We start from the raw sequence: 14,758 nt of genomic DNA, 5'->3' as shown, positions 1-14,758 counted from the left end.
TACCTAAAAAGGGTATGATGTAAATATCCTTGTTTTAGGTGGTGGGCAGATGACGTTTATTCTGGCACATCGTGGATCGGCCGGCACTCACCCGGAAAATACGATGGAAGCATTTATCGCAGCGGAAAAAGCTGGGGCGGACGGCATTGAACTGGATGTACAGTTGACTGCCGATGGTGAAATTGCGGTGATCCATGATCTTACAGTCGACAGGACGACGAATGGGAGCGGCTATGTTAATGAGATGACGTTCAGCGAATTATCCAAGTTGAAAGCCAACTACCACTCCCTTCATTTTTTCAAAAAAAGCTGTCGGATTCCGTCTTTGCGGGAAGTGTTTTTATGGCTGGAAGGTAATAACCTTTTATGCAACATTGAGTTGAAAAATGCGGTCAATCCATATAAAGGAATGGAGGAAATGGTCATCGCGCTCGTAAATGAATTTTCTCTGGAAAAGCGGGTGCTAATTTCCTCTTTCAATCACAAGTCGCTCGTCCTTTGTAAAGAGATAGATCCGGTTATAGAGACGGCCCCATTATACAATGAGGCATTATACAAACCGTGGGACTATGCAGTGTCTCTAGGTGCAAGCGGAATCCATCCCAAATTGAAAACAATATCCGATCAGGAAATACTTGCTGCAATGGATTGCGGTGTTGCTGTCAGGCCTTATACAGTCAATAAAGAAAGTGATATGAAGAGGCTATTTGCCATCAGTTGCTCGGCAATTATCACTGATTTTCCAGGGAGGGCATTTCGGTTAAGGGAGCAATATTAATAAAAGATCTGCAATTTAGCAGATCTTTTATTGTGCAATAGTGCACCGCTCCGGCGCTTGCGCTTTTCTTAATGTTCCCTTTTTTTGAATCTGTCTTGAACTTTATTTCTTTTTCTATCCCGATGTAAAATGAATCCGCCAATAAAGCCTAAACCAATGATGAAGAAGATCAGCCCTCCAAGAAATTGCAGCCATAAATAGGGAAAGGGAGGCTGTAAAACACCGAAAAGCATATCCCTCATTAACTTTATTCCATAGCCGGCCAAAATGCCTGGCAGAAGCAACAGGATGAGTGCGATAATTCGAACCATTTAAATCTCCTTAATAATAAATACTTCAAAAAAATCATATCCTATCGGTATCATTTGTCAAGCATCGCGCTTTTCGCTACAATCAATTGTGAAATAATATACTTGGGAGCTGTATGATTTTTTTTTGCAACTCCTCTGGGGCGGCTTCTGTTTCAATTTCACTTTTTACCAGTCAATACAACCAATATAGATATTGATAATAAAACAAGACGAAGACGGGGTGAGTTTGTGAAAATATTTGAGAGCATGGCCAAGCATGATTATGAACAATTATTGTTTTGCCAGGATGAGGAATCTGGATTAAAGGCAATCATAGCCATACACGATACAACGTTGGGGCCGGCCCTGGGCGGCACCAGAATGTGGACGTATGACAGCGAAGAAGCAGCTATTAATGATGCTCTTCGCCTTGCAAGGGGAATGACCTATAAAAACGCTGCTGCGGGATTAAATCTTGGCGGCGGTAAAGCGGTTATTATCGGGGATCCGAAGAAAGACAAAAACGAGGAAATGTTCCGGGCCTTCGGCCGATTTATTCAAGGTTTGAATGGCCGGTACATTACGGCAGAGGATGTAGGTACAACAGTTGAAGATATGGATTTGATCTATGAAGAGACGAATTTTGTCACAGGCATATCTTCAGCATTCGGCTCTTCCGGAAATCCTTCTCCGGTAACAGCATACGGCTGCTTTGTGGGAATGAAAGCTGCTGTAAAAGAGGCCTTTGGTTCAAACTCGGTAGCAGGGAAGACAGTTGCTGTGCAAGGGGTCGGAAACGTGGCATTCGAGCTTTGCCGTCATTTGCACGAAGAAGGCGCAAAACTGATTGTGACGGATATTAATAAAGAAGCAGTCAACAGGGCAGTAGAGGCATTCAGCGCTGACCCTGTGGATCCGAACGATATATACGGGGTGGATGCTGATATTTTTGCTCCTTGTGCGCTTGGTGCGATTATCAATGATGAAACAATCCCCCAACTAAAGGCAAAAGTGATCGCGGGTTCGGCCAACAATCAATTGAAGGATTCTCGCCATGGAGACATGATACATGAAAAAGGGATCGTTTATGCCCCGGATTATGTGTTAAATGCCGGAGGCGTCATCAATGTGGCAGATGAACTTCACGGTTATAATCAAGAGCGGGCATTAAAGAAGGTTGAAACAATTTATAATAATGTTGAGAAAGTGATTAACATATCAAAACGAGACAGAATCCCGACATACATGGCCGCTGATCGGATGGCCGAGGAACGGATCGAAAATTTACGTAAATCAAGAAGCCAATTTTTACTTAATAACAAACATATTTTGTACAATAGAATATAAATTGGCCTTAGCGAAGAGTTCGGACAAAATCAGCGTGCAAAAAGATTCCGTTCTCGAATAAGGGGGACATACAGATGGCTCAAGAGTATGATTTGGTTATCATCGGAGGAGGAACAGGCGGTTATGTTGCTGCTATCCGGGCTTCACAACTCGGCTTAAAAACAGCAATCGTCGAAAAAGAGGCCCTAGGCGGGACTTGTTTACATAAGGGCTGCATACCGAGTAAGGCGCTGCTTCGAAGCGCTGAAGTGTACAAGACGGTACAGCAAAGCGGAGAGTTTGGGATTGAAACAACAAGTCCAAGCTTGAATTTTAGAAAAGTCCAGGAAAGAAAATCGGCTATTGTTGACAGGTTGCATAAAGGTGTCCAACATTTGATGAAAAAAGGCGAAATAGATGTCTATGATGGCTATGGACGAATATTGGGTCCTTCCATCTTTTCGCCATTGCCCGGGACAGTTTCCGTGGAAATGACAGACGGCAGTGAAAACGAAATGCTCATCCCAAAGAATGTTATTATTGCGACAGGTTCAAGAACAAAGTCTCTGCCTGGACTGGAAATCGATGGGATTCATACCCTTACATCCGATGAAGCCTTGGAGATGGATCAGCTTCCGGAGTCGATGCTCATCATTGGCGGAGGTGTGATCGGTGTCGAGTGGGCATCCATGCTTGCGGATTTCGGGGTAGAAGTGACAATTATTGAATATGCAGAACAATTATTGCCGGCGGAAGATCGAGAGATCTCGAAAGAATTGCAGCGCCTGTTCAAAAAGAAGAAAATCAATGTAGTCACCAACGCTAAGGTGCTTCCCGAAACATTGCTGAAAGATAGAGGCTTTGCAACCATCTCGGCTGAAATCGAAGGTGAGACAAAGGTCTTTACAGCTGAAAAGATACTAGTTTCTGTCGGTAGGGAGCCGAATTCGAATAACCTCGGTCTTCAAAATACCGAAATAGAAACCGATAATGGTTTTATCGGGGTAAATCAATATTATCAGACGAAAGAAGCACATATATATGCAATAGGCGATGTCATCGGTGGCTTGCAGCTGGCTCATGCCGCCTCGCATGAAGGGATTGTAGCAGTTGAGCACATTGCAGGGCAAAGTCCCTCTCCTGTTGTTTATGAAAATGTACCAAAATGCGTATACAGCAATCCTGAAATAGCCAGTGTTGGAATGACGGAAAATGAGGCGAAGGAAAAAGGATTTAAGGTAAAATCAGGAAAGTTTTCTTTCCAAGCTATTGGCAAGGCTCTAGTATTTGGGGAGACCGACGGATTTGTAAAAATCGTGTCCGATGAGGAGACAAATGATATTCTCGGTGTACATATGATTGGGCCGAATGTAACAGACCTTATTTCCGAAGCAGCGCTAGCCCGCGTGCTTGATGCGACACCATGGGAAATATCACAAACCGTTCACCCTCACCCTTCATTGAGTGAAGTTATGGGCGAAGCGGCCATGGCAGTGGAAGGACGCGCCATACATATATGAAAAGCGAAAGCACCCCATCTTTGAAAAAGCTCATGCTTTTCCTTCGTGCGCTTTAAAGCAACACTGAGAAGCTTTCCTAGTACTGTCGCTTCTCTGCACCAGCACATCCTTGTCCGGCGAAGCTAGATCGAATTTTTTACTACATAAGTTGAAATATATTTATTCATCTGGCAAAAGCCCGGGCAACATACAATGAAAAAATTTAGAAACCCGATTCGTCGATTGTAGCGGAATCAACGGTGGCTTCTAAGTGTGCACAATATTTAGTTCAAGTATATAAAATGTTTATTTTGTAATAGGGAGGTAGAAAGGATGGCAAAAAACCGTCATAAAGAGCTTGGATTGAGCGATGATGATGTATTGGGCATGTATGAGACGATGCTGCTTGCCCGCAGGATTGATGAACGGATGTGGCTTTTGAACCGTTCCGGAAAAATCCCTTTTGTCATCTCTTGTCAGGGCCAGGAGGCGGCACAAGTCGGTGCGGCCTATGCTCTTGACCGCGAAAAAGATTATGTTCTCCCTTACTATAGGGATCTTGGAGTTGTTCTTGCTTTCGGCATGACAACAAAAGAGATTATGCTTTCAGGCTTTGCTAAAGCGGAGGATCCGAACTCCGGAGGAAGACAGATGCCCGGTCATTTTGGACAAAAGAAAAATCGAATTGTCACAGGATCTTCGCCTGTTACTACGCAAGTTCCCCATGCAGTCGGGGTTGCGCTGGCAGCTCGTATGGAAGGCAGTGATCTTGTCGCTTTCGTAACTTTTGGTGAAGGCTCGTCAAATCAGGGGGATTTCCATGAGGGGGCTAATTTCGCCGGTGTCCACAAACTTCCGGTGATTTTTATGTGTGAAAATAATAAATATGCAATTTCTGTCCCTGTCGAAAAGCAGCTAGCCTGTGAAAAAGTATCTGACCGTGCGGCAGGTTATGGTATGCCTGGAATCACAATAGATGGCAATGATCCGCTAGTTGTATACAGTGCAGTGAAGGAAGCCGCAATCCGTTGCCGGAATGGTGAAGGGCCTACATTGATTGAAACAGTTTGCAACCGGCTGACGGCACATTCGTCAGATGATGATGACCGTACATACCGTTCACCGGATGAAATGGAAAAAGCCAAAAAACAGGACCCCATCATTTTGTTCGGCTCCTATCTTAAAGAAAACGGAATTTTGGATGACGAACTGGAAAAAGAAATAAATGAACGGATCATGAAGCAGGTGAACGAGGCGACGGACTATGCGGAGGAAGCACCATATGCATTGCCGGAAGATGCCATGAAGCACGTGTATCATGAAAAGGAGTAAGGGGGTATCTCGATGGCAATCATTTCATATATAGAGGCAGTTACTGCAGCACTAAAAGAAGAAATGGAACGGGATGAAAAAGTTTTTGTCCTAGGTGAGGATGTCGGCAGAAAGGGCGGCGTATTCAAAGCGACCCAGGGTCTATTTGAAAAGTTCGGGGAGAGCAGGGTAATTGATACTCCTTTGGCAGAGTCAGCTATAGCCGGGGTTGGAATTGGAGCAGCAATGTATGGATACCGTCCGGTTGCCGAGATGCAATTTGCAGATTTCATTATGCCCGCTATTAATCAGATTATTTCCGAAGCCGCGAGGATTCGTTATCGCTCCAATAATGACTGGTCTTGCCCGATCGTCATCAGAGCGCCATACGGCGGAGGAGTCCACGGTGCTCTTTATCATTCACAGTCGGTCGAGGCCATTTTTGCAAACCAGCCAGGTTTGAAAATCGTCATGCCATCGACACCGTATGACGTGAAGGGGTTGTTGAAAGCAGCCATCCGGGACGAGGATCCTGTACTATTTTTTGAGCATAAAAGGGCTTATCGATTAATTAAAGGTGAAGTTCCCGACGAGGATTACGTGTTGCCAATTGGAAAGGCCGACGTCAAACGGGAGGGCGATGACATCACTGTCATAACGTATGGATTATGTGTCCATATGGCCCTGCAGGCTGCAGAAAAGCTTGCGAAAGACGGAATCAGTACGCATATAGTTGATTTGCGTACGATCTATCCGCTTGATAAAGAAGCAATCGTAGAAGCAGCTTCCAAAACCGGGAAAGTATTGCTTATCACCGAAGATAATAAAGAAGGAAGCATCATTGGCGAGGTGGCCGCCATTATCGCGGAGGAGTGCCTGTTTGATCTGGATGCACCTATAAAGCGGCTTGCGGGCCCTGATGTGCCGGCCATGCCTTATGCACCAACGATGGAAAAGTATTTTATGATTAATCCGGATAAAATAGAAAAAGCGATGAGGGATCTTGCGAGATTTTAAAATGGCCCTTAATAAAGGAGGCTTGTTTTTTTTGGCTGTTAAAAATATTACCATGCCCCAGCTCGGAGAAAGTGTGACTGAAGGGACGATCAGCAAATGGCTTGTTGCGCCCGGAGATGAGGTCAAAAAATATGACCCGCTTGCTGAAGTTTTGACCGACAAAGTGACCGCTGAAATACCTTCTTCGTTTTCAGGGATAGTTAAGGAGATCATTGCCTTAGAAGATGAGACGCTTGCTGTTGGGGAAGTTATATGCACCATTGACACTCAAGAGGGGGGCGCAGGGGAAGAGTTGCCGGAAGTTGCTACTGTCAAGGCTGAAGGAGTGGCTACTTTTGATGAGCGCTCAGCCGGAACCCATGCTGATAAAATAAATAATCCAAATAAGGCTCGCTATTCACCTGCGGTTCTTCGGATGGCCCAGGAATATGACATCGACTTGGATCAAGTAGAAGGAACCGGCTTGGAAGGCCGTATAACACGAAAAGACTTGCAAAAGCTTATTGATGCAGGAAAGATTCCTACAAAGCCTGAAACAAGCGACCAACCGAAGCAGAAGGTCGTTTCAGCCAACCATGGCTTTGCCTATCAGCCTGCACATGTTCCTGTCCTTCCAGGGGATACAGTCATTCCTATCACACCTATTCGGAGAACGATTGCCGAAAATATGGTCCGAAGTAAGCAGGAAATCCCGCATGCTTGGATGATGGTGGAAGTTGATGTAACGGGGCTTGTACAATTCCGGAACTCCATAAAAGATGAGTTCAAGCTAAAGGAAGGCTTTAATCTGACTTACTTCGCTTTCTTTGTCAAAGCGGTGGCACAGGCTTTAAGGGAATACCCGATGATAAATTCCGTGTGGGCAGGGGACACAATCGTCCAGAAAAAAGATATCAATCTATCTATTGCAGTGGCAAGTGAAGATGTCCTGTATGTTCCTGTTATCAAAAACGCGGATGAACAATCTATTAAGGGGATCGCAAAGGAAATAGTGGGATTGGCAAATAAGGCCAGAAATGGCAGACTGAGGACAGATGATATCCAGGGCGGTACATTTACTGTGAATAACACTGGATCTTTCGGTTCAGTACAGTCCATGGGAATAATTAATCATCCTCAAGCAGCCATCTTACAGATAGAATCGATTGTCAAGCGGCCGGTGATATTGAAAAACGGAGGAATTGCTCCACGAGATATAGTAAACCTCTGCTTGTCAATGGATCACCGCGTTCTAGACGGACTCGTATGCGGTAACTTCTTGAAAAGGGTAAAAGAAATTCTGGAAAATATATCCAAAGAAAATACATCTGTCTATTAAGCGGAAAAATCCCGTACTCACTTTTGAGTACGGGATTTTTTAGAGTTAACGAAGGTATGAATTGGAGTGATTTTCCATTTAAACAAGGATAGTTTAATCTAGCTCCGAAGGACAGTAGATCCTAGTGCCGCCGGCGCCACAGGACGTGGCTCATTAAGTCGGCCAGGAGCCATCGGCTAGAGGTACAAGTTACGATGAAGCATATTCAGTATTTGCTCCTGCGGCATAGCGTATTAGAGGAAGCGCATGTTTCCCTCGTAGCAAAGCCGGATGAAGTAAATTCGGTTATGTTTCTCACGGTGTGATTGGAATCAGCTACTTTGCTGTGGCGGCTGAGGAACTCCCTCATTAAAATCCGCCTTGTGCTTGTCGCGCGCCTTTTTGTGCGGCTAAATTTGAATATATTCATTTTTTTCCTTTTGCTGCTATGCTTAACTATTTTCGGCATTTGATTTAGAAAGGATAACACGTTGTGTAGACTCACCCATAATCACTCTATCTTTACCTGATTTGATCCCTACAATAAAGATTATTGCCGAAAGGATCATTAACATAACAAGGGAATGCTGCCATTTTCCGCTAATATCATATAAAGCCCCGAATAATACAGGTCCTGAGGCAGCTAAAAGATAGCCAAAAGATTGTGCCATGCCAGATAGCTCTGTTGCTTGTCGCCCGTCGATGGTCCGAAGGCTGAAAAACATCATGGCCAAGCTAAAGGCACTCCCACCTGCAATTCCGATAAGTATCACCGAAACATATAATAACGGTCTAGCCCCGATCATCAAGGCAACGATACCCAGGAAAAATAACAGGGAAGTCATTCCTGCCAATAGTTTCTGGTTTTTCATTTTATCTGCAATCACCGGAATCACAAATGTGATGGGAATCAATGCAAGCTGCATGAGAAATAGCATCCAACCAGCTCCATTCGAGCTGAATCCATGAGATTGCAATATGTCCGGAAGCCAGGTAATCAGAGTATAAAACATCAATGACTGCAATCCCATAAACAAGGTGATGCTCCAGGCCAAAGGAGAGCGCCAAACTGGCATTTTTTTTTTGGAAGGTGCTGCCGGCACAGTAAGTTTATTCTGTTTGCTTAATTGCGGAAGCCAGAATAATATGGCGGTGAAAGAAAGTATTGCCCAAACGGCAAGCGAACCTTTCCATCCGACCCCTCCTATCGTTGAGATCGGAACACTCAATCCGGACCCCAAAGCCCCGAACACATTCATAAATACAGCATAGATTCCCGTCATGACTCCAATCCTAAAAGGAAAGTTCATTTTAATATATCCGGGTAATAATACATTTCCCACTGCGATGGCCAACCCAATCATAATGGTGCCCGCGAAAAGAAAGCCGGCGCCAAACATGGAACGTGAAATTACTCCAACAGTCAATAGGATTAATGAAAAAAGAATGGTCCGTTCCATCCCCAATCGACTGGCTATCTTTGGTGCAAAGGGGGAAAGAAAAGCAAATGCCAGAAGGGGTAAGGTGGTAATGGTCCCGGCTATTGCATTACTGATTCCCAAATCTTCACGTATAAATGAAATAAGAGATCCGACCGAAGTGAGCGGCGCTCTTAAGTTTGATCCGATAAAAATAATTCCTATAAACAACAACCAATTGACTTCACGTCCCGGCATTTGTTCCATGGTTGATCTGCTTCTATTCAAATTGATGCCTCCCATAACATACAATGAATCTGATGGTTAATCATCTTTACCTCATGTTAATTTTCTTTTTTATTAATAGATATATTTCTATACATAACATGCCGCAGCCACGACATCCAAGTCACAGATTAGGAGTTCATTATGTATTTCTCTTTTATAACAAAACTGCGTATCCAGCGCCATTAAATATTTTATTGAGGAATATAAAGAACATGGGACATGTTATCATTGATTCCAGCGATTGTAAAACACCATTCTGAAAAGGAAGGGAGCTTTCAATCATTCGAATTGGAAGAGAGGATATAGTAACTGTCTAGGCTTGATTCCAACTTACAAACCACGAAAAACTTTTAGATCTCACAGGAGGGAGATCAGCCCTTGTCGCTCAATCGGTTGTCTGGCTTCCACAACTATAATAAAATAGGAATGAATAGATAAATATTTTGGAATCGTTTACATAAATGGAGAGGAAGGGTGTACCGCATGTTCACTGATCAGGCAAAAAATACAGTCTTCAATAAAGCGACAATCAATGATTGGGAGAAGACTGCACAATCATCTTTGAAGAATGCTTCCCTCAAAGACCTTTACACCGATACGTACGAAGGTATTCAATTAACTCCCCTTTATACACAGAATAATATCGATTATAGACGGATAGACCAATACCCAGGAGAAGGGAATTTTTTACGGGGCTTTTTTCCTCCTGAGAAAAAGCAAGGTTGGCGTATAGCTCAAATTATAAAAGAAGAAGATTGGAACAAATTGAAGCTTCAAATTGAAAATTCCCTTAAACGGGGGCAGGACACGGTCGCATTCGACCCTTTGCAGCTTGCAAGGCTTGCTGATGTAAGTTTCAAAGAATTGAACGATATAATCCCACTTGATCAAGTGCCGCTTCTTATTTTTGGCGGAAACCGATACGAAATCATCACAGAAAAGCTGCTTGATGAAAATATTAATGTTACAGGGGTGATTGCGGCCGATGTGGTTTCAGCGGAGCTTGACGATGGCTTCATCCCCGACGTTAAAAGTGACCATATGGAAGATTGGAGTTCACAGATCAAACGGCTTGATCGGGAGTTTCCTCAAATTCGTACAATACTGATCGATATAAAGCCATATAAGGAAGCCGGGGCTCAAGTAATTCAGGAGCTTGGTGTTTCTTTGGCATTGGCAGTATTTTATCTTGAACATATGAAAAAACTGGGATGGCCCCCAGAAAAAACCGCATCCAAACTTATTTTTCGGTTTGGCATCGGCAGTAATTTTTTTATGGAACTATCGAAATTTAGGGCTTTCAGGGTCCTTTGGAAGACGCTTGCTGATGCATACGGAATGCCGGCAGGTGAACAAGCAGTTCCGATTAGCGCGGAAACAGCCAATATTACAAAATCTGTCCTGGACCCTTATGTGAATATGCTCCGTGCGGGAAATGAAGCATTTGCCGGAATATTGGGCGGTGTTAATTACCTCCATGTAGGGCCATTTGATGAATTGTCCAAACAAGCCACCGATTTTTCAATAAGAATAGCTGGAAATACTCAACTTCTGTTAAAAGAAGAGTCATTTTTGGACCAGGTTGTGGACCCGGCGGGAGGCTCTTATTATATCGAGGCGTTAACATCAAGTCTGGTCAATGATGGGTGGAGGTTTTTCCAGGAGATTGATCATCGAGGCGGCATGATTGAAGTCTTGCGGGAAGGGTGGCTCCAAAGGAAAGTCAAAAAAGCTGCAGCTGATAGATTAAAAGACATGGAAACAAGGAAAAGGGCGGCTGTCGGGGTGAACGTGTATGCTGTGGCCAGCGAAAAAGCTGGATATCCAATAAAAGAAGGCAAGTCCCTTCCGAAAGGAAGAGGGATGTTGAAAGTTGAGCCTCTTCGAAGTGTTAGGCTCGCGGAGAAATTCGAGAGCTTGCGGGAAAAGGCTTCCAAGCTGTCATTGAAAGGAAACACTCCAACTGTAGGACTGATCTGCCTTGGGGAATTGAGGGCATATAAGCCATATGCGGATTTTGTTGCAGGTGTACTGGCTACAGCAGGTATACAAGCTGTCTGGAAAGATGGTTTCCAGAGTTTGGATGATATAAAGCGTTACATGATGGAGTCTTCGGAAATAGATTTCTGTTTGTGCGGGCCGCATTCCTTTTGTAAGGAATTTGCTCCGAAAATTGGACGCTGGGCGAAAGAAAACTTGCCTAATGTCCATCTGGATATTGCCGGTGACTTCACAAAAGAGGAGCTTGCGTCACTCCATATGGACGGAACATTTTATTCCGGACAGAATATATTTGAAAAGTTATATGGAATGTTTAGCCGATGGGAGGTAGATTTAAATGGATAAAAAGCCGGATTTCCAATCGATTGTACCTCAATTTGCGGGGGCTCCCAAAAATCAGCAGGCTTTTAAAAATAAAAGCTTTGAAACGAATGAACAAATTAACGTAAAAGCTTTATATACAAAGGACGATCTTAGTGGGTTGGAATTTACGGATACGATACCGGGAATCCCCCCGTATACCCGTGGGCCTTATCCTACGATGTATGTGAACCGTCCCTGGACAATCAGGCAATATGCCGGATTTTCAACCGCGGAAGAAAGCAACGCCTTTTATCGGAGAAATTTGGCCATGGGACAAAAAGGCCTGTCCGTGGCGTTTGATTTGGCAACCCATCGGGGGTATGATTCGGACCATCCGCGGGTTGAGGGCGACGTCGGAAAAGCGGGGGTGGCCATTGATTCCATTCTCGATATGAAAATATTATTTGACGGAATCCCGTTGGATCAAATGTCCGTCTCGATGACAATGAATGGGGCAGTAATTCCTGTTCTGGCCTTTTTCATCGTGACGGCCGAAGAGCAGGGCGTCAAGAAGGAGCAGCTTTCGGGTACGATACAAAATGATATTTTAAAAGAGTACATGGTAAGAAATACGTATATTTATCCGCCGGAAATGTCCATGAGGATCATCGGTGATATTTTTGAATATACATCAAAACATATGCCAAAGTTCAACAGCATTTCAATTTCCGGATACCATATGCAGGAGGCGGGAGCTCCAGCTGATATAGAATTGGCCTATACGCTTGCGGATGGGCTTGAGTATGTAAGAACAGGCCTAAAATCCGGACTTGATATTGACTCATTTGCGCCGCGTCTTTCATACTTCTGGGGCATTGGAATGAATTACTTCATGGAAGTGGCCAAATTGAGGGCTGCGCGAACGATGTGGGCCCAGTTAATGAGTCCCTTTGAGCCGAAGAATTTGAAGTCGCTGGCTCTCCGGACGCACAGCCAAACGTCAGGATGGAGTTTGACAGAACAGGATCCGTTCAATAATGTGATTCGGACATTGATTGAGGCACATGCAGCTGCCATGGGGCATACACAGTCCCTCCACACGAATGCACTTGACGAAGCCATCGCTCTTCCGACGGACTTTTCTGCACGAATCGCCCGTAACACCCAGCTTTTTTTACAGGATGAGACCGGTTTGACAGACGTAATCGATCCGTGGGGCGGTTCATACTATGTCGAAGCGCTGACCGATGAATTGATGAAAAGGGCTTGGACTCATATTGATGAAGTTGAAGAACTTGGCGGCATGACTAGAGCGATTGAAACTGGACTCCCAAAAATGCGGATTGAAGAAGCTGCCGCAAGAAGACAGGCTTTGATAGATTCCAAAAAAGAGACAATTATCGGGGTAAACCGCTATCGTCTTGAGAAAGAGGAAGAGATCGATATTTTAAATATCGATAATACCGCAGTTCGGGAGAAACAAGTGGAGCGCATCGGTCAACTAAAGGAGCAGCGCTCGGAAGAAAAGGTTAAAGCAGCGTTGAAACAACTGACAGAAGGCGCTGCAGGCAATTCGGCTAATCTCTTAGAGCTTGCAGTTGAAGCGGCAAGGGAGCGCGCGACGCTGGGTGAAATATCATCAGCGATTGAAAAGGCATGCGGGAGACACAAGGCAGTAATCCGATCAATCAGCGGTGTTTACGGCTCGCATTTTTCAAATGAGGAGGAAATTACCCTGATAAAAGACATGACAGATGACTTTTTGGAAAATGAGGGACGGAGACCGCGGATTTTAATTGCCAAAATGGGCCAGGATGGGCATGATCGCGGTGCAAAAGTCATTTCGACTGCTTTTGCAGATCTGGGCTTTGACGTTGACATCGGTCCTTTATTTCAAACGCCTGAAGAAACGGCGAGACAGGCGGCAGAAAATGATGTGCATGTCATTGGAGTAAGCTCATTGGCTGCCGGACACCGGACATTGCTGCCAAAGCTGGTGGAGGAACTGAGGAAAATTGGCAGGGAAGATATCATTGTGGTCATAGGCGGCGTCATCCCTCCGCAGGACTATGATTTTCTGAGAGCGAATGGCGCTTCGGCCATTTTTGGGCCGGGAACCGTCATTCCTGTTGCTGCCCAAAAAGTGATTGAAGAAATTTATGAACGTCTGGGATACGAGGAAGCGGGCGAGATTAATGAATAAGGAAACCCGCAAGAAATTCATCAAGCGGAAGCAGACTGAAATTAGTGCTGCAGAAATGGTCGACGCAATTCTTTCAGGGGATCGCACCATCCTTTCAAGAGCTATAACATTAATTGAAAGCAATGCGGGGCGTCATAAAAAAACCGCGGAAGAAATACTGCAGAGCCTTCTTCCCCGTGCAGGCAAATCGGTCAGGATTGGTATAACAGGCGTACCCGGAGCTGGAAAAAGTACATTCATTGAATCGTTCGGCCTGTTATTGTGCAATAAAGGCCACCGTGTTGCCGTGCTGGCAGTGGATCCAAGTTCAACCGTACACGGGGGCAGTATCTTGGGAGACAAAACGAGAATGGAACAACTGGCAAAGCACCCAAACGCTTTTATCAGACCTTCTCCTTCCGGAGGTACTCTTGGCGGTGTGCATCGAAAAACTAGAGAAACAATGATAGCTTGTGAAGCGGCAGGCTATGATGTTCTTTTGATTGAAACAGTTGGCGTCGGTCAAAGTGAAGTGCTTGTGCGGGGCATGGTTGATTTTTTCATGCTGCTGGTTTTAACAGGTGCCGGCGATGAATTGCAGGGAATGAAAAAAGGGATCATGGAGCTTGCAGATGCAGTCATTGTCAATAAGGCTGATGGCCGCAATCTGGAGCTGGCTAAAAAAACGCAGAGAGAATATAAACAAATACTTCATTTTCTGCAGCCAGCGACACAAGGTTGGACAACCCCTGCCCTTACCTGTTCAGCCCTGTTTAAACAGGGCATTGAAGAAATTTGGGAAATGGTCCTTCGATATATAGAGGTGACGAAAGCTTCCGGGCTGTTTCAGGAAAATCGTAAAATGCAGGCAAAGGAATGGCTATACGCTTTAATAAAAGAGGAGCTGGAAAGCGCCTTTTTTGGAGACGAAAAAGTAAAAAGCCTTGTGCCAGGAATTGAAAAGAAAGTGATGGATGAGGAAATTACTGTCACTAAAGCAAGCGGCCTTTTGTTTGATGCTTTTTATGACAGGCTATGTTAAATCTAT

11 protein-coding genes are annotated in these 14,758 nt (G+C 44.6%); 9 read left to right on the top strand and 2 right to left on the bottom strand.

Annotated elements, in window-relative coordinates:
- Nucleotides 1–49: 49 nt before the first annotated feature.
- Nucleotides 50–778: a glycerophosphodiester phosphodiesterase gene (locus D4T97_RS12895; RefSeq protein WP_126051158.1), complete on the top strand. Its 729-nt coding sequence runs from the start codon at nucleotides 50–52 to the stop codon at nucleotides 776–778.
- 68 nt (nucleotides 779–846) lie between these two features.
- On the opposite strand, the gene D4T97_RS12890 is transcribed toward D4T97_RS12895, so the two are convergent.
- Nucleotides 847–1,089, bottom strand: a complete 243-nt coding sequence (locus D4T97_RS12890) for a DUF2627 domain-containing protein (protein ID WP_126051157.1) — start codon at nucleotides 1,087–1,089, stop codon at nucleotides 847–849.
- A 246-nt stretch (nucleotides 1,090–1,335) separates the two neighbouring features.
- Between D4T97_RS12890 and D4T97_RS12885 the strand changes: the two genes are divergently transcribed.
- The 5 genes from D4T97_RS12885 to D4T97_RS12865 all read left to right on the top strand — a co-directional run bounded on the left by D4T97_RS12885 (nucleotide 1,336) and on the right by D4T97_RS12865 (nucleotide 7,539).
- A complete protein-coding gene (locus tag D4T97_RS12885) occupies nucleotides 1,336–2,415 on the top strand; it encodes a Leu/Phe/Val dehydrogenase (RefSeq protein ID WP_408021609.1) in 1,080 nt (359 codons plus the stop codon).
- Between the two features lie 74 nt (nucleotides 2,416–2,489).
- Complete coding sequence (lpdA, locus tag D4T97_RS12880; RefSeq protein WP_126051155.1) at nucleotides 2,490–3,914, top strand: dihydrolipoyl dehydrogenase; 1,425 nt, start codon at nucleotides 2,490–2,492, stop codon at nucleotides 3,912–3,914.
- Nucleotides 3,915–4,226: 312 nt separating this feature from the next.
- Nucleotides 4,227–5,225 (top strand): thiamine pyrophosphate-dependent dehydrogenase E1 component subunit alpha, encoded by a 999-nt coding sequence (locus D4T97_RS12875; protein WP_126051154.1) that lies wholly within the window; start codon nucleotides 4,227–4,229, stop codon nucleotides 5,223–5,225.
- A gap of 12 nt (nucleotides 5,226–5,237) precedes the next feature.
- The gene (locus D4T97_RS12870) at nucleotides 5,238–6,221 is read left to right on the top strand and encodes an alpha-ketoacid dehydrogenase subunit beta (RefSeq protein WP_126051153.1); all 984 of its coding nucleotides are present in this window, start codon (nucleotides 5,238–5,240) and stop codon (nucleotides 6,219–6,221) included.
- A 31-nt stretch (nucleotides 6,222–6,252) separates the two neighbouring features.
- Nucleotides 6,253–7,539, top strand: a complete 1,287-nt coding sequence (locus D4T97_RS12865; protein WP_126051152.1) for a dihydrolipoamide acetyltransferase family protein — start codon at nucleotides 6,253–6,255, stop codon at nucleotides 7,537–7,539.
- Between the two features lie 431 nt (nucleotides 7,540–7,970).
- Here D4T97_RS12865 and D4T97_RS12860 read toward each other — a convergent pair whose 3' ends face one another.
- Nucleotides 7,971–9,203, bottom strand: a complete 1,233-nt coding sequence (locus D4T97_RS12860) for a CynX/NimT family MFS transporter (protein ID WP_164525577.1) — start codon at nucleotides 9,201–9,203, stop codon at nucleotides 7,971–7,973.
- 504 nt (nucleotides 9,204–9,707) lie between these two features.
- On the opposite strand from D4T97_RS12860, the gene D4T97_RS12855 reads away from it, so the two are divergent.
- Genes D4T97_RS12855 through meaB form a run of 3 tightly spaced genes read left to right on the top strand, consistent with a single transcriptional unit; the run spans nucleotide 9,708 to nucleotide 14,752 of the window.
- Nucleotides 9,708–11,570 (top strand): methylmalonyl-CoA mutase family protein, encoded by a 1,863-nt coding sequence (locus D4T97_RS12855; RefSeq protein WP_126051150.1) that lies wholly within the window; start codon nucleotides 9,708–9,710, stop codon nucleotides 11,568–11,570.
- Nucleotides 11,563–13,731, top strand: coding sequence for a methylmalonyl-CoA mutase (gene scpA, locus D4T97_RS12850; protein WP_126051149.1), 2,169 nt, complete (start codon nucleotides 11,563–11,565; stop codon nucleotides 13,729–13,731). Before D4T97_RS12855 ends, scpA begins: the two co-directional genes overlap by 8 nt.
- Complete coding sequence (meaB, locus tag D4T97_RS12845) at nucleotides 13,724–14,752, top strand: methylmalonyl Co-A mutase-associated GTPase MeaB (protein WP_235872246.1); 1,029 nt, start codon at nucleotides 13,724–13,726, stop codon at nucleotides 14,750–14,752. The genes scpA and meaB overlap by 8 nt, the downstream gene beginning before the upstream one ends.
- The last annotated feature ends 6 nt before the right edge of the window (nucleotides 14,753–14,758 follow it).

This window comes from Siminovitchia acidinfaciens (genome assembly GCF_003605385.1).
GTDB lineage: Bacteria > Bacillota > Bacilli > Bacillales > Bacillaceae_C > Siminovitchia > Siminovitchia acidinfaciens.
The sequence above is the reverse complement of the archived record's forward strand: the minus strand, read 5'-3'. Positions and strand labels throughout refer to the sequence as shown.

Coding starts and splice junctions, on each gene's coding strand:
- D4T97_RS12895 (WP_126051158.1), top strand. CDS start 50: ATGACGTTTATTCTGGCACATCGTGGATCGGCCGGCACTCACCCGGAA.
- D4T97_RS12890 (WP_126051157.1), bottom strand. CDS start 1,089: ATGGTTCGAATTATCGCACTCATCCTGTTGCTTCTGCCAGGCATTTTG.
- D4T97_RS12885 (WP_408021609.1), top strand. CDS start 1,336: ATGGCCAAGCATGATTATGAACAATTATTGTTTTGCCAGGATGAGGAA.
- lpdA (WP_126051155.1), top strand. CDS start 2,490: ATGGCTCAAGAGTATGATTTGGTTATCATCGGAGGAGGAACAGGCGGT.
- D4T97_RS12875 (WP_126051154.1), top strand. CDS start 4,227: ATGGCAAAAAACCGTCATAAAGAGCTTGGATTGAGCGATGATGATGTA.
- D4T97_RS12870 (WP_126051153.1), top strand. CDS start 5,238: ATGGCAATCATTTCATATATAGAGGCAGTTACTGCAGCACTAAAAGAA.
- D4T97_RS12860 (WP_164525577.1), bottom strand. CDS start 9,203: ATGGAACAAATGCCGGGACGTGAAGTCAATTGGTTGTTGTTTATAGGA.
- D4T97_RS12855 (WP_126051150.1), top strand. CDS start 9,708: ATGTTCACTGATCAGGCAAAAAATACAGTCTTCAATAAAGCGACAATC.
- scpA (WP_126051149.1), top strand. CDS start 11,563: ATGGATAAAAAGCCGGATTTCCAATCGATTGTACCTCAATTTGCGGGG.
- meaB (WP_235872246.1), top strand. CDS start 13,724: ATGAATAAGGAAACCCGCAAGAAATTCATCAAGCGGAAGCAGACTGAA.